The sequence below is a fragment of the Bacteroides sp. genome (assembly GCA_036351255.1).
Taxonomy (GTDB): Bacteria; Bacteroidota; Bacteroidia; order Bacteroidales; family UBA7960; genus UBA7960.
Genome location: JAZBOS010000109.1, coordinates 101,365 through 119,209, shown reverse-complemented (window position 1 = coordinate 119,209; position 17,845 = coordinate 101,365). Strand labels below are relative to the sequence as shown.

At 46.4% G+C, this 17,845-nt stretch carries 13 protein-coding genes and 2 tRNA genes; 6 read left to right on the top strand and 9 right to left on the bottom strand.

All coding sequences use genetic code 11. The annotated features are described in order from the left end of the window. Positions 1 to 428: 428 nt before the first annotated feature. From accC to V2I46_11050, 5 genes are all read left to right on the top strand, one after another. A complete protein-coding gene (gene accC / locus V2I46_11070) occupies positions 429 to 1,934 on the top strand; it encodes an acetyl-CoA carboxylase biotin carboxylase subunit (protein MEE4178036.1) in 1,506 nt (501 codons plus the stop codon). Positions 1,935 to 1,943: 9 nt separating this feature from the next. Next, entirely contained in the window at positions 1,944 to 2,471 is a 528-nt protein-coding gene (locus V2I46_11065) for a biotin/lipoyl-containing protein (GenBank protein ID MEE4178035.1), read from the top strand. A 14-nt stretch (positions 2,472 to 2,485) separates the two neighbouring features. Continuing rightward, a complete protein-coding gene (locus V2I46_11060; GenBank protein MEE4178034.1) occupies positions 2,486 to 4,021 on the top strand; it encodes an acyl-CoA carboxylase subunit beta in 1,536 nt (511 codons plus the stop codon). Positions 4,022 to 4,105: 84 nt separating this feature from the next. Further along, positions 4,106 to 4,180, top strand: a tRNA-Val gene (locus tag V2I46_11055). A gap of 20 nt (positions 4,181 to 4,200) precedes the next feature. After that, positions 4,201 to 4,282, top strand: a tRNA-Tyr gene (locus V2I46_11050). Between the two features lie 162 nt (positions 4,283 to 4,444). Here V2I46_11050 and V2I46_11045 read toward each other — a convergent pair. The 4 genes from V2I46_11045 to V2I46_11030 all read right to left on the bottom strand — a co-directional run bounded on the left by V2I46_11045 (position 4,445) and on the right by V2I46_11030 (position 7,719). After that, on the bottom strand, positions 4,445 to 4,903 hold the full coding sequence (locus tag V2I46_11045; GenBank protein ID MEE4178033.1) for an NUDIX domain-containing protein: 459 nt from the start codon (positions 4,901 to 4,903) through the stop codon (positions 4,445 to 4,447). A 134-nt stretch (positions 4,904 to 5,037) separates the two neighbouring features. Further along, positions 5,038 to 5,721 (bottom strand): tRNA (5-methylaminomethyl-2-thiouridine)(34)-methyltransferase MnmD, encoded by a 684-nt coding sequence (gene mnmD / locus V2I46_11040; GenBank protein ID MEE4178032.1) that lies wholly within the window; start codon positions 5,719 to 5,721, stop codon positions 5,038 to 5,040. Between the two features lies 1 nt (position 5,722). Beyond that, positions 5,723 to 6,433: a class I SAM-dependent methyltransferase gene (locus tag V2I46_11035; protein ID MEE4178031.1), complete on the bottom strand. Its 711-nt coding sequence runs from the start codon at positions 6,431 to 6,433 to the stop codon at positions 5,723 to 5,725. Between the two features lie 35 nt (positions 6,434 to 6,468). Then, entirely contained in the window at positions 6,469 to 7,719 is a 1,251-nt protein-coding gene (locus V2I46_11030) for an S-adenosylmethionine:tRNA ribosyltransferase-isomerase (protein ID MEE4178030.1), read from the bottom strand. A gap of 146 nt (positions 7,720 to 7,865) precedes the next feature. Here V2I46_11030 and V2I46_11025 point away from each other — a divergent pair, with 146 nt between their 5' ends. Then, the gene (locus V2I46_11025) at positions 7,866 to 10,985 is read left to right on the top strand and encodes an AAA family ATPase (GenBank protein ID MEE4178029.1); all 3,120 of its coding nucleotides are present in this window, start codon (positions 7,866 to 7,868) and stop codon (positions 10,983 to 10,985) included. Positions 10,986 to 11,014: 29 nt separating this feature from the next. Here the strand turns inward: V2I46_11025 and V2I46_11020 are convergent, their stop codons facing one another. The 5 genes from V2I46_11020 to trmD form a co-directional block, all read right to left on the bottom strand. Then, the gene (locus V2I46_11020; GenBank protein ID MEE4178028.1) at positions 11,015 to 12,943 is read right to left on the bottom strand and encodes an AMP-binding protein; all 1,929 of its coding nucleotides are present in this window, start codon (positions 12,941 to 12,943) and stop codon (positions 11,015 to 11,017) included. Positions 12,944 to 13,294: 351 nt separating this feature from the next. Further along, positions 13,295 to 14,368, bottom strand: coding sequence for an alanine racemase (locus V2I46_11015; GenBank protein ID MEE4178027.1), 1,074 nt, complete (start codon positions 14,366 to 14,368; stop codon positions 13,295 to 13,297). Positions 14,369 to 14,431: 63 nt separating this feature from the next. Continuing rightward, the gene (ftcD, locus tag V2I46_11010) at positions 14,432 to 16,120 is read right to left on the bottom strand and encodes a glutamate formimidoyltransferase (GenBank protein MEE4178026.1); all 1,689 of its coding nucleotides are present in this window, start codon (positions 16,118 to 16,120) and stop codon (positions 14,432 to 14,434) included. Positions 16,121 to 16,351: 231 nt separating this feature from the next. Then, entirely contained in the window at positions 16,352 to 16,708 is a 357-nt protein-coding gene (gene rplS / locus V2I46_11005; protein ID MEE4178025.1) for a 50S ribosomal protein L19, read from the bottom strand. 401 nt (positions 16,709 to 17,109) lie between these two features. Then, positions 17,110 to 17,787, bottom strand: a complete 678-nt coding sequence (gene trmD, locus V2I46_11000; GenBank protein ID MEE4178024.1) for a tRNA (guanosine(37)-N1)-methyltransferase TrmD — start codon at positions 17,785 to 17,787, stop codon at positions 17,110 to 17,112. Positions 17,788 to 17,845: the final 58 nt, after the last annotated feature.

Sequence of the window (17,845 nt, the reverse complement as noted above, 5' to 3'; positions counted from 1 at the left end):
CCCTTAATAGGGGAAGGAATTTCTACTATTTCTATTTTTTTCAAACCAGCCTTTGCCCCCTTTTGACCGCTTTTTTCAAAACAGCAAAGGGTGGAATTGCATTCGGGTAAAGCTAAAGGAAATTGGTTAATAAATCGTCCCGGAATACCCGTCTATTCTATAGTTTTTACCAAAATCGGCATCCTATTGGGGAAGAAAAAACCAGCGGTTATTTCCAAGACAATCATAATAAATATTATATTTATGTTATGACATTGCCTGGACTGGAACTAAAAAGCCACGACAGGGAATGATGAAACCAATGTCAACAAGGATTGTAATGATTATCGCGCCCAATTTTTCTTAAAAAGAAATTAAATTTGTTGGTTTAAAACAATTGTTTAGTAATTTTGCCATCCTAAAAAAATTAAGAACCAATACTAACAAGAATGATCAAAAAAGTTTTGGTGGCGAATCGAGGGGAAATTGCAGTACGGATTATCCGCTCCTGCCGTGAAATGGGCATTCAAACGGTAGCTGTTTATTCGGATGCCGACCGCAAGGCCATGCACGTGCTTTATGCTGATGAAGCGTATTATATTGGTCCCTCTCCCTCCCTGGAATCATACCTGAACCGGAAAAACATCATTGAAGCCGCTAAAGCCAGCGGTGCTGATGCCATACATCCGGGTTATGGATTTTTGTCGGAGAATGCAGGGTTTTCTGAACGCTGTCAGAAGGAAGGGATCATTTTTATTGGCCCTTCGCCCTATGCGATCTCAAAAATGGGAGATAAGATCACCGCCCGCAAGACCATGACGGAGGCGGGAGTGCCTGTTGTGCCGGGTACACCCGGGAAGATCTCCAGTGAAAGCGAAGCCCTGAAGATCATTGGAGAGATTGGCCTTCCGGTGATGATCAAGGCTTCGGCAGGAGGAGGTGGAAAGGGCATGCGGCTGGTTAAGGAGCCCGGCGAGATCAAGAATGCTCTACGGTCTGCGCGTTCGGAAGCAAGAACAGCATTTGGTGATGATTCCGTTTTTATTGAAAAATACATCGAATCGCCCCACCACATTGAGTTCCAGATCCTGGCAGATAAACACGGGAACGTAATCCATTTGTTTGAACGAGAATGCTCGGTGCAAAGGCGCCACCAGAAGATCATTGAAGAAACACCTTCTCCCATTCTTACCGAGGCCAAAAGGATAGAAATGGGAGCGCACGCAGTAGCAGCTGCTAAAGCCGTGGATTACGATGGTGCAGGAACCATTGAGTTCATTGTGGACAATGATCTCAATTACTATTTCCTGGAAATGAATACCCGCCTGCAGGTTGAGCACCCCATCACTGAAAGGGTTGTGGGCGTTGACCTGGTCAAAGAGCAAATCAATATCGCCAATGGGTTACCTTTAGCTTTCAAGCAATCTGAACTAAGTCAGAACGGACACGCCATCGAATGCCGGGTTTATGCCGAAGATCCCGAAAACAACTTTATGCCCGCCCCTGGAAAAGTGAGTCATATTGACATCCCTTACGGCGTTGGGGTGAGGGTTGACGGATATATCTATGAAGGCTTTGAGATCCCCCTTTATTATGATCCCCTGATTGCCAAGTTAATCGTTTGGGGTCGCGACCGGAATGATGCGCTTGAAAGGACATTACGGGCCATTAAGGAATTCAAGGTGACTGGTGTGAAAAACAACTTAAAATTCCTTGAACGAATTATTCTTGCTGATGATTTCATAAAGGGAAATTACAATACCCACTTTATCCAGGAAAACCTTGAATTTCTCATGAAAGAAGACCGGTGTGAAAATTCTTGTGAAGAGATCGTGATGATTACCGCTTTGATTGAATACCTGGATAAGATGGAAAAAGCCAGCCCGAAAGAAATGACGGCCTTGAAGAACAACTGGAAAGACTACAACAGGGTAAGAAATGTTTTTAAACTCTAGGAAAAGGATATGTCATACGAGGTAAAATTGAATAACCGGATAGCCAACATTGAGTTGCTAAGCCGGCAAGATAACAAAGTACTGGTTTCGGTTGACGGTAAAGAATTTGAGCTTGATTTTGTTAAGATCAGCAATGTCAGTTATTCAGTCATATACCAGAACAAGTCCTTTAACATTGAATTGATTCCAGCCAATGGCGGGATCAAAAGATTTGTTGTTAACACCCTGAAGAACTCATTTGAAGTAGAGATCATTGATGCTGAAGCCAAATACCTTGCCAGTCGAAAGAAAGGTCAGGATGATGATGGTGAAAGTGTCGTTTCTGCGCCCATTCCCGGGAAAGTGGTCAGGTTACTGGTCAAGGAAGATGAAGCTGTTGAAGCCGGTCAAACCCTTGTAATCATCTCAGCCATGAAAATGGAGAGTGAATTTAAGGCGAAGAAAGCCGGAAGGATAAGCGAAATCAAGGTTGTCGAGGGACAAACCGTTGAGGCTCGCCAGCCTTTGGTGGTCATTGAATATACAGATGTTGAATAAAAAAGATTCATGATATGTCATTGAAAGAGAAATACAGGGAACTTGAAGAGAAGAACCGTGCCGCCGAATTGGGTGGCGGGGAAGAACGCATAGCTAAAATTCACGCTTCGGGGCGCAAAACCGCGCGTGAACGCATTAAAGATCTGTTGGATCCAAAAACATTTGTTGAGCTGGATAAATTTATTGTTCACCGGTGTACAGACTTTGGGATGGACAAGCAAAAGATTGAAGGCGATGGCATTGTAACAGGTTACGGTAAAATTGATGGGCGGCTGGTTTATGTGTTTGCCCAGGATTTCACAGTTTTTGGAGGATCCCTTAGCCGAACCAACGCCAATAAAGTCATGAAGATTATGGACTTGGCCATGAAAATGGGAGCTCCTATCATTGGCCTGAACGACAGTGGGGGTGCCCGCATCCAGGAAGGTGTGGAGAGCCTGGCAGGCTATGGTGATATCTTTTACAGGAATGTTCAGGCCAGCGGAGTAGTTCCCCAAATATCTGCCATTCTGGGTCCCTGCGCAGGAGGCGCTGTGTATTCGCCTGCCATAACAGACTTCATTTTCATGACCCGGAAAACCAGCTATATGTTTGTTACCGGACCTGATGTCATAAAAACGGTTACCCACGAAGAGGTAACCAAGGAAGAGCTGGGCGGGGCTATGACGCATAATGCCAAAAGCGGGGTGGCACACTTCACTGCCGATGACGATCAGCAGGCCATGATGATGATTCGCGAATTGCTAAGTTTTCTTCCTTCCAATAATATGGAGGACCCACCCGTAAAACCTTGTACCGATTCTTCCCACAGGCAGGACGAGAAGCTTACGAACCTTGTTCCGGAAGATCCCAACAAGCCTTACGATATGAAAGAAATCATTACCACAGTGGTTGATGATAACAATTTCTTCGAAGTGCAGCAACACTTTGCCCAGAATATGATCATTGGCTTTGCACGCCTAAATGGGAAACCTGTTGGAATTGTTGCCAATCAGCCTGCCATGCTTGCCGGAGTAATTGACATCAATGCTTCCTTGAAGGCTGCACGATTTGTAAGGTTTTGTGACTCTTTCAATATCCCGATTGTCACCTTCGAGGACGTCCCCGGATTTTTACCCGGTACTGATCAGGAATATGGGGGAATAATAAAACACGGAGCGAAAATGCTTTATGCCTATGCCGAAGCCACGGTTCCAAAAATTACCGTAATTACAAGGAAAGCCTATGGTGGTGCATATATTGTCATGTCGAGCAAACACCTGGGCGGGGATGTAAATTACAGCTATCCAACCGGTGAGATCGCGGTAATGGGACCAGAGGGGGCAGCAAGCATTCTTTACAGGGATAAACTGGATGAAATCCAGAGGACCCAGGCAGTGGCCGATTATAAATCAGCCTTCTGCACCCCGTTTAAAGCCGCTGGACTGGGTTATATTGACGAGATCATCCATCCCAGGCAAACCAGGCTCAAGTTGATCCAGGCCCTCGAAATGTGCGAGAACAAGCGCGAAACTGCCCCTGCGAAAAAACACGGGAATATCCCCCTTTAACCCGGGTAAAATAAACCAAGAGCACGCATTTTTTTTACCTGATTAGGTTTTTTTGTTATTTTTGCATTCCCTAATTCAAAAAACGGGGCGTTAGCTCAGTTGGTTTAGAGCGCATGCTTGACAGGCATGAGGTCACTGGTTCGATTCCAGTACGTCCCACTTTTTACAGTCTTATTTCTGGGGGGATTCCAGAGCGGTCAAATGGGGCAGACTGTAAATCTGTTGGCACAGCCTTCGGAGGTTCGAATCCTCCTCCCCCCACTTCCAGAGTTTTTTCTTTATTTCATTTGCTTATTTAAAAAGGAAGTTTCTTTCCCCACCCAACGACGGGTCGAAGTCACTGATTTAATTCAGTAACTTACCTTTCTTTTGGTTCTTATTTTTCGATTTAGTATCGGGCAGCCAATCAAGAACAAAAAGATTTTACTGCTTTTTCTTCTGCCAGATCAAAAGCTTTTCCGTCACCAGTTTATCAATAGGCAGGGTTAACTCGTTTGGGCTTAGATGGTCTAGTGGCAGCCATCGAAAGGACATGGAGCCTTCCTTTTTCTCAAAATCAAATTTTTTGGAACTGACTTTGATCTTCTGCGGGCTTTTAATTTCCATCACATAATAAATGCTGATCAATTGCTTGCCAGGTAGAAATCTTGTCTCCTGGAAAAAATCCGTGGTATAAAAATGTTCCAGTACTTTTACTTCCTGACCAAACTCTTCCATGCATTCTCTTTTCAAGCAATCGATGGTTCCTTCCCCATATTCAAGCCCGCCACCAGGAAATTTGGTCATAAAAGTATCAAACCAGAACTCATCCACCACAAGCAGATGATCATCGTATATCCCAAGCCCATAAACACGAATAACAAAATGACCGTAGGAAGACATATTTAAGGATTAAGAATAAAGTATAAAGCTTATAAATAAAACAAAAATACTTTTTTCAATTCATTTGAATTACAAATCTTTTAACCGCAATAAGCCGTCAAGGATTTTTGATTTATCCTTAAGAAAAATTCCACCTAAGGTTTCACGGCCCGGGTCATCTCCCTTTTCCCTGGAGGTCCTGGAAGTCTTTCAATGGTAAAGCCGCAAGCCCGGAGGGCTCTTTTAACCATCCCTTTTGCACAATAGGTGACAAGCACCCCAGCCGAGTGCATGGCGTTGAAGACCTTTTCGAATAAGGCCTGCTCCCATAATTCGGGTTGGGTGTCAGGGCCAAAGGCATCAAAATAAACCAAGTCAAAAAATCCTGAGGACAGTTTGGCTTCTTTCAGACCATACCGGGTCTTATGAAAAGAAAAACCCTTGGCAATCTCTACCGGCTTATCCCATTCGCATTGATGAAAAGCTTCAAAACAGGCAGCATATTTGCCTTGTTCAAGGATTTGAGGATAATTCAGCACTTCGTATTCTTCCCTCTCCAGCGGAAAAGGCTCAAGTGTAAAATAATGAACCTGAATACCCTGGTTTTGTGATTCAATAAAGGTAAGAAGGGCATTCAAGCCCGTTCCAAATCCCACCTCAAGAATATGAATAGGGGTTTCCTTATGGGGGAGGCTAAGCAGGCCGCGCTGAATAAATACATGCCGGCTTTCCTGCACCGCACCAAATGTGGAATGATAATGTTCGCCTTGGCCCACCAACTCAAGGGAGTGTGAGCCATCGTCTGTCTTAATGATCCTTCGCTGAAACCCTTTTCCCATCTTACACCGGATTTTCCAGAACAAGTCTGGCTAAATAATTGCGGTCTTCTCCAAGGAAAAGGAACTCAACGGAGAAACCTTCTTTTTGGGCCGCATGCGTCAGGTTATCCGGGTCAACAAACAACCATGGAAAAGGTTTCCCTTTCCTGCCCTTGTATTCCAGCTGGTAAACAACCTCCCCGTAATAGTGGTCACCCATAGGGATACAATAACCCCCGTCTTCCTCTTCAAAAAGATAGATAAGGTCAGTAGATTCTACAAGGATTTGACCTCCGGGGTTCATCCACTTACGAGCGTGGCGAAACAGCCGCTGCAATCCTTCCAGGTTGGCCGCCATTCCAGCGCCATTCATCAAGAAAAGCAAGGAATCAAAACCTTTTTCTTTAAAATGGAAGAAGTCCTGGCATAGGGCGTTTTTGACGCCCCTGACCTTCATCATCTCGACGGCCCCGGGAGAGATATCAAGGGCCACCACTTCCATTCCCCTCTCCTGCAGGGCCAATGCATGCGCCCCTGCTCCAGCCCCGGCATCTAAAACCTTTCCACGGCAGGCATCCAGGGCGATCTGCTCCCAAACAGGCATATCTTCATAGGTCCTGAAAAAATAAGCCACCGGCAGGTCATCCGGCTCCGAAACATCCAAATAAACCTTTATTAGGGCTTTGGTGTCACCATCTAGAAAATCCTTAAAAGCCTTGCCAAATATATCCAATGGTCGATTGGTCTTTTTAAAAATAATTCCGGTTTCTAATGCAATTTTTTCCGAAAGAACAGGCAACTATCACCATAACTTAGGAACCGGAACCCATGGTGCATTGCGTAATCGTAGGCTTTTTTCCAGGCGGGTCCGGCAAAGGCAGCCACAAGGAGCAAAAGGGTACTCCTGGGCTGGTGAAAATTTGTGATCAATACATCCACAATCTTAAATTCATATTCAGGCACAATGATCAAGGCCGTTTCACCCTGAATCGTCTGCAGGCTTTCCTTATCCATAAAGGCGGCAATAGCTGTCAAGGATTCCTTAACACTAACTCCTACCCTTAGCATATAAGGCTCCCATTGCTCAATGCGAACATAGCCATCAGATGGTTTATACCCCTGAAGCATTTTTACCCCCAGCCAGTAAAGGCTTTCAAGGGTTCGCATACTGGTAGTGCCCACAGCAACGATATCACCTTGATGGTTGGCAAGGGCTGCAAGAAATTTACGATCAACCAGAAATTGTTCGCTGTGCATGGTATGCCCGCCTATGGTTTCAGATGAAACCGGCTTAAAGGTACCCGCCCCTACGTGTAAGGTCAAAAACCGGGTAGAAATTTCCTTTGCCTCCAGTTCAGCGAATACTTTTCGGGTAAAATGTAAGCCTGCCGTAGGTGCTGCCACAGAACCATCATCTTTTGCATATACGGTCTGATAAGTGGTTTTATCCTTTTCCTCAGCTTTACGAGTGATATATGGGGGCAAGGGGGTTTGCCCGGCCAGTTCAAGCACTTCTCCAAAGCTTAAATTGGGAGGATTCCACGAAAAAACAACCTCAAACTCTTCTCCATTCCTGTCTAATTGCTCTGCTGTTAGCCGAAGACCCGTGGCAGGGTTCTCCAGGCTAAGAACACCCGACTTCCACCTTTTTGCATTGCCCACCAAACATTGCCAGTGCACTGGGCTGGAGAGCCCCAGGGCCAGATGAACATCAGAAACAGGCTTAAGGGGCTGCAAACAAAAGATCTCAATACGCGCACCGGTTTCCTTGAAAAACTCAAGCCTGGCCTGCACAACCCGCGTGTTGTTCAGGACCATAAGGCTTCCGGCAGGCAAAAATTGCCCGATTTGGTCAAAACGGGACTCAATAATGAAACCCCCTCGCGAAACAAGTAATTTTGACTGATCACGCTGTTCCAAAGGAAAGGAAGCAATCCTTTCCTGAGGCAAGGTATAGGAGTATTCTTCTATCCTTAAACCAGCAATATTTTCAGGGATGTTCTGTTCACTTTTTTCCACAGGCAAAATTACCCAATAATTAGAAATGGCAGGCTTAAGGTCATTTTTTTCAGTATTACCCGTAAGAAAATCCTCTCAAGTGCCTATATTTTTGACAAAGGTTTTTACATTTGTCGTCAGTCTGTTTTTTTTAATATATCTTTTTTATGTTTGCATCCCGCTTTTCTTTTTCCAATGGCCCCATCTTTCCGCAATCTGATATTGACAAGCAATTCTGGCAAAAGAATGAGCCTGTCGGTTTTGTTTGTTATGCCAACAGCGTTTGGGTCATGTCAAATGCACTGGATTTCAGCAGTGCAGAGCAATCCTGGCTAATCAATCCAGAATTTCCTGAAAAGGAAATAAACGATATCATTCATAAAGGGCATGCCATAACCTGGCTCACATGGCAAAATGATGTTTGGGTTGTATTCTCCACACCCGAAAAAGTTTATGGAAATCAAAAGATTGTGACTGGGCGGAAATTCCCCGAAAGTGACATCAACAAACTAGCCCGTAAAGGGTATTTTGTCACCAATATTTCCTATGGGCAACAGCAATGGGTGTTAGTCTGCTCCCAAGGTACCGGCATTCATGAACAGCGAATTTCCACCTCCAGGGAGTTTCCCGAGCAAGGCCTTCAGCAGGCTTGGGACGATGGTTATGATGTATGGCAACTGGCTCATGGAAAAGGTCTATGGGATCGCGACCTGCATGTGCTGATTGGCATCAAAGGTCTGCCCTTTCAAGGTCAACACTGGTTTACTGCCAATGATTTCCCGGAGCAAGGTTTCCGCGAGAAATTAAAGGAGGGTTTCCGGCTCAGTTTCGCAAACTATGTTGGTGATCGTTGGTTCATAATGATGTCATTACCACCGGAAGGCTTCGAACAATTGAAGGCGCAGCGGAATGCTGAGGCAGCCATTGAGGAGCTGGAACAAATGCAATCACAGACTATGGCTGCTGAAGTGGCAGAGAACCCGCAGGAACAAGATGGGGTGAATCCGGATTATGCCGGCATTCCCCAAACAGCCATTGATTATGACAATACCGCCTATAAATTTTATCAGGAAGAAAAGTACGACAAAGCCCTGAAATATTGTAAGAAGGCGATAGAGACAGCTCCTGCCTTTGCGCTTTCCCACAACCGTATGGGGCTCATTTATTCCATTCAGGAAGAAATGGATAAGGCCAGGGCATGTTTTAAAAAGGCTTTTACCCTGATGCCAAAAGAAATGGCTTACCTGGAAAATTATGTTACCTCCCTGGAAGACAAAAAAGACGAAGAAGTATTCAACATTGTGGTCTCTACCAAGAAGAAGCTGTTCCAGAAATACGAACCTTCAGAAAAAGAATACTGGTCAATGCTGGGAACGCTTTGTTATGATTTTGAAGACTTTGAAAATGCCATCTTCTTTTATAAGCTTGGCCTGAAAAAGTATCCATCTAATAATTATTTAAAGGAAATGCTTGCAGATGCTGAGCGGGAAAAGGCAAAAAGCGCTGCAGGGAATGGAATTAAAGAACAAGCGGGCCAAACTGCCGGAATATCCAATACAGGTATTGATGCGGATTCTCAGGCAAGCCTTGAAGAGACCCTCAGAGAGCTCAATGGCCTCATCGGGATGACCCGAATCAAGCAGGAAGTGAATAAAATGCTCAAGGAGCATAAGATCCTGATGAGGCGCAAGGAAATGGGCATAGAAAGTGGACAAAAATCCTGGCATGCTGTATTTGAAGGCTCGCCAGGAACAGGGAAGACAACCGTTGCCCGCTTAATGGCACAGATTTTCAAATCGTTGGGAATCCTTAAAAAGGGCCACCTGGTAGAAGTAGATCGCAGTCAACTTGTATCAAATTATATTGGCGATACGGCCATCAAAACAAACAAGGTCATTGATTCGGCCCTCGACGGCGTGCTTTTCATTGACGAGGCCTACGCCCTGACGCCCTCCTCAAATAGCGACTTCAGTCAGGAAGCCATTGACACCCTCATCAAACGTATGGACGCTGACCGCGACCGCCTCGTGGTGTTTATGGCAGGATATCCCGAGGAGATGAAAGAACTCATTGCCTCCAACAGCGGTTTTGAATCAAGAGTAAAGAATTTCTTTCACTTTGAGGATTTCCAGCCCGATGAACTCCTGGCCATTTTCAAAACCATGGCCGAAAAAAACCAGTTCGATTTAACCGAAGAAGCTGAAGCAAAACTTGAACGGTATTTTGATTTCATTTTCCGCTCAAAGGACAACAACTTTGGCAACGCACGCCTGGTCCGTAACCTTTTTGAGAAGGTCACCTCACAGCAAGCCTTCAGGCTGGCTGACCTCCCCGATGTAAATGACAATGAGCTTATGCACATCATTGAAGAAGACATCACCGAAGTGGTGAAGCATGATTTCGACGACAACAAAGAGGTGCCACTGGAAACGATCCTGGATGAGCTGAATGACCTCGTTGGACTGGATTCTGTAAAGGAAGACGTATCACGCCTTGCCAAGCATATGAAAGTGGCCAGAAAACGCGTGGAACGCAATCTTCCTGTTGAGCCCATCATGCTTCATTCTGTTTTTGTTGGCCCTCCCGGAACAGGGAAGACTACCGTTGCCAGGCTGATGGGAAGGATCTTCCGCTCGCTGGGTTTGCTGGCCAAGGGGCATGTGGTAGAGGTTGACCGCTCAGGACTGGTTGGCCGCTATGTGGGTGAAACCGCCCAAAAAACCACCAAGGTAATCGATTCTGCTATGGATGGGATTCTCTTCATCGATGAGGCATATTCCCTGGCCGGAGGCGGTGAAAGCGATTTTGGGCCCGAAGCCATCCAAACCCTCCTTAAGCGTATTGAAGATGACCGCGAACGCCTTGCCGTTATTCTGGCAGGATATCCAAAAGAAATGGAGAACTTCTTTGACTCCAATACCGGGTTGCAATCACGATTCTCAAGAACCTTTGAATTCAAAGACTACAATCCACTGGAGTTGAAGGATATCTTCTGTCGCATTGCCAAGGCCAAAAATTACCTGTTGTCACCCGAAGCAGAACAAGCTGTCCTGGGCATCATGGAAGAAGCCTTCCAAAACCGTGACCGACACTTCGGAAATGGACGCATGGCCCGTAACCTTTTCGAAAAAGCCATTCAGAACCAGTCGGACCGAATTGTCGAACTTGAGGATATCTCTAATGAGGAGTTTATCACCATCCACGCTGAAGACATCCTGAAGGCAGCTCCTGATAAAAAACAAGCGCCGGGTGAGGATACCCGGCGCGAAATTGGTTTCAGAAAATAAGGCAACCATAAGCCTTTTTCCAGCAGGCATTAACTCAGCTGGGCAATCACTTCCATATTTTTGGGGTTCAGTAATTCCTTGCCCTCTGGTGAGTAAAGATAATCCAGCGTTTCCTTATGGTATTTTACAATGGCCGGGCGTACAATTTTCATCGTACTGTTCATCAGCTTATTCTGCTCAGAGAAAGGCTCATCGAGGAATGCTACAGCAGCCGGCAGCCATCTGGCAGGAAACATTCCGCCAAAGTCTCCGCCTGGCATAAAGCGATCAATCTCTGCACGCATTTTCACTAAAGCAGCCGTCTGACCCGATTCTGTATCAATAATCAATTTATGCTTCTGAAGGAATTCCTTCAGCTTGGCTTTATTGATCACCACCAAGGCCACCGTATACTGGTTCTGGTTGTTATAAAGCATCACCTGGTCAAAGAACGGGATCTGCTCTACCATTGCTTCTTCAATGCCTTCGGGACTGTATTTCTCACCGTCACTGCCAATGAGCAAACTTTTACTACGCCCCAAAACATAGAGATAGCCATCTTTGTCCAGGTAACCCAAATCACCTGTATACAGCCACCCATCGCGAATGGTTTCCCGGGTGGCCTTTTCGTTACCCCAATAACCTGCCATAACATTATCGCCGCGGATCACAATCTCACCCTGTTCGCCGATGGGCAATTCCCGGCCATCATCACTGCAGATCTTCAGGTCGAGCCAGGGAACCACCTTCCCCGAAGAGCCCAGTTTGTGAAAATCTGGCGTATTCGAAGAAATGATCGGCGAAGCTTCCGTCAGACCATAACCCTGGTACATTGGAATGCCTATGGCATAAAAGAAACGCTGCAACTCAATGTCAAGCAAGGCACCTCCGCCAACAAAGAAACGAAGCCTGCCCCCAAAGTTTTCCCGTATCTTTTTAAACAAAATGGTATCCATCAGGCTGTAAAGCGGCTTAAGAATGATCCGCCAGCCCTGCCCTTTATTAAATCCTTCCTGGTTGAAAGTATATGCCACCTTTATGCCAAAACTAAACAATGACCAGGCAAACTTCCCTTTGTCCCTAACACCCTTTTCAATGTTTTTGCGGAAATTCTTTGCCAAAGCAGGAACACTTAGCAGAAAATAAGGCTTCACTTCCTTGATGCAGATGGGCACATTGCGAAGGGTTTCGTTGGCCGTACGGCCCACTTTTACTGAAGCCAGGCTGGCACCGTTGCGAATCAGGGCATAAATACCTACCGTGTGGGCAAAACTATGGTCCCAGGGCAGAATATGAAGGGAAGTATAGTAAGAAGGCACATCAAAAATGGCTGAACCCTGTTCTACATTGCACAAGTAATTTTTATGTGTCAGAATGATCCCTTTCGGATCAGCAGTAGTCCCTGAAGTATAGCAAATATTTGCATGGTCATCTGGTTCAATACTGTTCTTAATTTCTTCCAGCTCTTCCCGGTGCTCCCTCAGATACCCATCCCCTTTTTCAATCAGATCGTCAATCACAACCACCTTATCTTTCAAGGCTGGTTCAGCTATCGCCTCTTCAGGGGCATCCAGCAAAAGAATGAATTCAACGGTTGGCAACTGATCTATGATATTAAAGATCTTTTGCTTATGATTGCCCGAAACAATCACGCCCTTGCAGCCAGAATGGCTGATACGAAAGATCAAATCACCGGGTTCTTCCAGTTTAACTGAAAGCGGAACACTGGCGGCATTGCAATAAAAGAGAGCAAGTTCTCCAATGACCCAGTCGTTCCTGCCTTCCGAGACCAAGGCCACACGGTCTCCTTTTTCCAGGTTAAGGGTCAGGAACCCTGCTGCCAACTGAAGTACCCGCTCATAGGTTTCCTGGTAAGTCATACCACGGTATTCTGTGGTTTTCTTCTCCCACAACAACACGTTGTCGGGAAATTTCTTTACACTTGTTTCAAATAGTTGAGGTAGACTCTTATGTTCCATTGGTTTTGTGTTGATTATTAAATGCTTAATAACAAAAGTCTCAAAAAACCCATGCTAATATCGTAACAAATAACTTAATTTTGCCCCTGTTTCAGAATTAATTTTACGCCATACACATTCAGGATCCCTTATAGCCCCATTCCGCAAGGCTTTTCCTTTTTCTGACCTTTGTTTTCCCCTGAATTTTTAACCACCATGAAAAAGTCTTACCAAAAGACATGCCTTACCCATCTCAGCTTCGGCATCAAACCCATTTATGAATTATTGACCTGAAAGTTAAAGAAAATATCGGTCCGAATAAGAAAGCGGCCCTTAAACTGGCAAGAGAGTTGGAAGGAAACGAAAATCAGGTTAAATATATCGGGTTTCTTTCCGCAACAAATCCGCGGTCAGGCAGGAATGCACCGGCAAAATGCCCACCAGATCACCTGGTTTAAAATGATTCAGAAAGTTTTCCGGAAGCCTGATCACCCCGTGTTCCTGTGAAATACGATTAACATAACATGGCTCTTCAGGGAAGCTCCAGTGTCCGTCTTCATCCAGTATGACCATTAGCCCGAAATGGGTATAGCCCAGGGCATCCTTACCGGACTCTTTCGAAAGGTGTACTGCTCCCCCGTATATCACCATTTCATTGCGTTCAGGATGGAGGGCAACCACTGGTGCAGCCACTGCAACGGCAATATCCTCCGGTCGGCAGGCACCCAGCGAAGCTTGCATCAGGTCATAATACACAAAATTGCCCGGCCGCAATTCATCGGCGCCAAAAAAGGTTTTGGCGAGCGAACACGAGGGCGTATCGCCCCACGAAATCTGAAGCGGGGGAAAAGAATCAGTAAAATAGTCTTTTAGGCCATTAAGGATGCGCATTGAATCACGCTGAATTTGCAGGATTTCCTGGGAATTTCGGGCGTGATAGGTATGCCCGGCGTGAGCCAGAAGCCCTGAAAGGGTAATCAGGGGATTTTTCCCAGCCTGCTCAAGTGTATGGCCGATGGCATCCAAATCACTGTGGTCAAATCCTGTCCGGTGTGTACCCACATCGATCTTCAGCCAAAGGTCAACAGGGGCTTGCAAAAGATCAGAAAATAAGGGCATCACTCCATGCGCAGATAGCGTCAAACCCATCCTGACGGAACCTGCCAGGCGGTTGATCTCAACCATTTCCCGAAGGTTCACAGGGAAGGCAATGAGAATGTCATTCCAGCCTGCTTTTGCAAACTGCTTCGCCATTGAAACCGAAGAAACCGCAATGCGGTCCACTCCCGATTCCCTGAACCACTGCCCAACTTCCACTGACTGATGCGTCTTAAAATGGGGCCGCAGTATGGCTCCCTGGTCGCGGGTCTTTTTCAGCATCCGGCCGATATTAGCCTTGGCCTTTTGACGATCAACCAGCAGGGTCGGTTTGGTTACGCCTTGCATATTGCATTGAGGTTTGTGGTGAATCCAATGAACCTGAAACCTGAAAACCTGAAACCTGAGACCTTATTTCTCCAGTCTTTGGGCTACCAGCTTAACTATTTCATCTTCTTTCTGACGGGCGGCAAGCTGTATCTCATTGGCTTTCCCCATTATCTCTTCAACAAAAGCCTTGTCTTCCAGATCCATCACATTAACCTTCACATTCAGGTAAGCACCGATCACGGCGGTGCGGGCACAAAGAGCTCCAACACCAGCATCTGTTACCGAAGTTGGATTTCCCTTCTCTACCATAGCCTCGATTACCTCCATAGCTTTAAAAGCGTTTTCCATCACCCTAAAGGGAATCTCAATGGCGTATTTTGTAGCGGCCTGAATGGCTTCTTTACGGTCTTTCTTCTCCTGTTCGGTTCCCTTCGGAAGCCCATAGGCATCCATGATACGGTTGAAGGCCCGTGTATCCTCATCCACCAGGAAGATCAGCTCGTCTTTAATGGCCTGACCTTTCTCGGCCCATTTGCTGAATTCTTTCCAGCGCTCATCCCATCCTCGCTTGTGCGATGACAGGTTGGCCACCATCGTACCCAGCGATACGCCCAGCGCACCCACATAGGCCGATACCGATCCGCCACCCGGAGCCACCGACTCACTGGCGGTTTCGTCGGCAAAGGCTTGCAGATCCATATCCACCAGTTTCTTGACCTTTTCTTCCTCAATGAGATATTCAATGACCTTTTCCTTGGGATTGAAAGGCTTCAGTTCATCCAGTCCAAGCGACTTCACCGCGATCTTGATGATCTCGGCTTCCGAGACACCCAGGCTGCGCTGCTGCTTGGCAAGGAAATATTTCCCTGCGTCGATCAGGGCTTTTTTTGGAACCAGCCCCACAAGCTCTGAACCCGTCACGCGCACGCCGCGTTCTTCAGCCTTTTTCCAAACCTCATCATAAGCCACGTGTATTGGGGTGATGCTGATGTTGGTCAGGTTCATCGAGATCTGCGCAATGCCATATTCCTCGATAAACCATCCGATGGCTTTCACGGCTTTCAGGGTTCCGGGGATGTATACCGGATCTCCTTTTTCATCTTTAACGATCTTGCCAGTAATGGGGCTCCCGTCACGCTTTACACGGCCGCGTTCGCGCACGTCGAATGCGATGGCGTTAGCCCTGCGGGTGGAAGTGGTGTTAAGGTTGATGTTATAGGCCACCAGGAAGTCGCGCGCACCCACAGCAGTGGCACCAGCCCTGGCATTGAATTCTGCGGGACCAAAGTCAGGTTTCCACTCGGGGTTAGACAACTTTTGGGGAAGGCCTTCATATTCGCCCTTGCGGCAATTGGCCAGATTACGGCGCTTGGGCTCAAAAGCCGCATTCTCATAACAATATACAGGGATATTCAGTTCATTACCAATGCGTTCGGCAAGCTTGCGGGCATATTCAACAACTTCTTCCATCGTGATATTCGAAACCGGCACCAAGGGGCAAACGTCGGTGGCTCCCATGCGCGGATGCTCTCCCTTGTGCTTGCTCATATCGATCAACTCGGAAGCCTTCTTCACGGCACGAAACGCCGCTTCGATCACCTCATCCGGGGTACCTACAAAGGTTACCACAGTGCGGTTCGTGGCCTTGCCGGGGTCTACATCCAGCAATTTCGCCCCTTCAACGCCCTTAATCTCATGGGTGATCTGTTCAATGATACCCATATCTCTTCCTTCACTAAAGTTGGGAACGCATTCAATCAATTTATTCATATCAAAATGATTTTATGTTTTTTGATGATTCTCATTCAATTCTGCGAAATTAAGCAATGCAGCCAAACAAGGGAAGCCACCGGATGAAATTTTTAGCCCTGCCCCTGCCTTGCAGCCCCTGCATCATTTATTCCTTAACAAAAAGCCGGGTCCAATCCATTTTGTCGCCGGGAGATAAAAAAAAAGCCCTCGTGAAAGGGCTGAAAGATATAGTGAGGATATAATGTAAGCTTACATCCTTTTTTCCTTGATCCTGGCTTTCTTACCCCTCAGTTCGCGCAGATAGAAAATACGTGCCCTGCGAACCACGCCATGGCGGTTCAGGTCAATTTTCTCAATAAAGGGTGAGTTGATGGGGAAAATACGCTCAACGCCAATGTTGCCTGAAATCTTACGGACAGTGAAAGTCTCGGAAGCACCTGCACCCCTGCGCTGAATCACCACGCCCTGAAAAGGCTGGATACGTTCTTTGTTGCCTTCCCTGATTTTATAATGAACGGTTACGTTGTCACCGGCTTTAAATGCAGGGTGCGATTTCTGCTCTATCATGGTGTCCTGCACGAAGTTGATCAATTCCTTCTGATTCATCGGTACGGTATATTTTATAATTTCTCTTGTATTCTGAAAAGGAGTGCAAATTTAGAGAAATATTTTCATTTAAAAAAACCCTTTCTCCAAATATTTTAAAATCCATTCATTAATTATGAAAATCCATCCAAATCCTCCCTCCTAACAAAAATCATAAACCATAAATCGCTAATCATTGATCTGAGATCAGAAAGTTCAGGGTTTTTGGTTCAATGTTCAAATTTCAAGGATCAGGTACTTCTGAAATTTTCATTTCCTGCCCGCAAAGGCAGGCGGGCTTGTTCCTTATTCTGAGATCAGGAGTCCTCAGGCTTTGTTTTTTTGAATCATGAACAAGGATTACCAAATAATGATTTAAGAATTTCTCCTAAGCTTGAACCAAAAATCCCAATTACCCAGCCTTACTCTCCCAGTAAGTCAGGCCGCCTGTCCCTGGTTCTATGAAGCGCCTGTTCGTGGCGCCACTCGTGGATCTTCCGGTCGTGGCCTGAAAGCAACACATTGGGCACTTTCCAGCCCTTGTAATCGGCCGGACGGGTATATACGGGCGGCGAAAGCAAGCCATCCTGAAAACTGTCGGACAAGGCCGAAGTCTCATCGCCCAGCACCCCCGGGATCAGCCTTACTACCGCATCGGTTAGCATGGCAGCAGCCAGCTCACCCCCCGAAAGCACATAGTCGCCTACCGAAATCTCGCGCGTAATGAAATGCTCGCGCACCCGTTCGTCAACTCCTTTATAATGCCCGCACAGCAGGATCAGGTTACCCATTGTCGACAAGCGATTGGCCACAGGCTGGGTCAGCAATTCCCCGTCGGGGCTCAGATAGATCACCTCTTCATAGTCCCGTTCCGCTTTCAACTTGCTGATGCAGCGGTCGATGGGCTCCACCATCATCACCATGCCCGCCCCGCCCCCAAAGGGGTAATCATCCACGTTACGATGTTTGGAAGTGGAATAATCGCGGAGGTTGTGCAAATGAATCTCGGCCAGGCCCTTCTCAAGCGCCCTTTTGATGATGGAGTGGGAAAAGGGGCCCGTAAACATCTCGGGGAAAATGGTCAGGATATCAATCCGCATAAGCCAGGAATTAAAGGATTTTCAAAGCGCAAAGTTAAATAAAAATGGCCGCCCAAAA

Excerpts from the sequence above, each read along its gene's own strand:
- V2I46_11025 (MEE4178029.1), top strand. The coding sequence starts at position 7,866 with ATGTTTGCATCCCGCTTTTCTTTTTCCAATGGCCCCATCTTTCCGCAA.
- V2I46_11020 (MEE4178028.1), bottom strand. The coding sequence starts at position 12,943 with ATGGAACATAAGAGTCTACCTCAACTATTTGAAACAAGTGTAAAGAAA.
- V2I46_11060 (MEE4178034.1), top strand. The coding sequence starts at position 2,486 with ATGTCATTGAAAGAGAAATACAGGGAACTTGAAGAGAAGAACCGTGCC.
- rplS (MEE4178025.1), bottom strand. The coding sequence starts at position 16,708 with ATGAATCAGAAGGAATTGATCAACTTCGTGCAGGACACCATGATAGAG.
- ftcD (MEE4178026.1), bottom strand. The coding sequence starts at position 16,120 with ATGAATAAATTGATTGAATGCGTTCCCAACTTTAGTGAAGGAAGAGAT.
- V2I46_11045 (MEE4178033.1), bottom strand. The coding sequence starts at position 4,903 with ATGTCTTCCTACGGTCATTTTGTTATTCGTGTTTATGGGCTTGGGATA.
- mnmD (MEE4178032.1), bottom strand. The coding sequence starts at position 5,721 with ATGGGAAAAGGGTTTCAGCGAAGGATCATTAAGACAGACGATGGCTCA.
- accC (MEE4178036.1), top strand. The coding sequence starts at position 429 with ATGATCAAAAAAGTTTTGGTGGCGAATCGAGGGGAAATTGCAGTACGG.
- trmD (MEE4178024.1), bottom strand. The coding sequence starts at position 17,787 with ATGCGGATTGATATCCTGACCATTTTCCCCGAGATGTTTACGGGCCCC.
- V2I46_11015 (MEE4178027.1), bottom strand. The coding sequence starts at position 14,368 with ATGCAAGGCGTAACCAAACCGACCCTGCTGGTTGATCGTCAAAAGGCC.
- V2I46_11065 (MEE4178035.1), top strand. The coding sequence starts at position 1,944 with ATGTCATACGAGGTAAAATTGAATAACCGGATAGCCAACATTGAGTTG.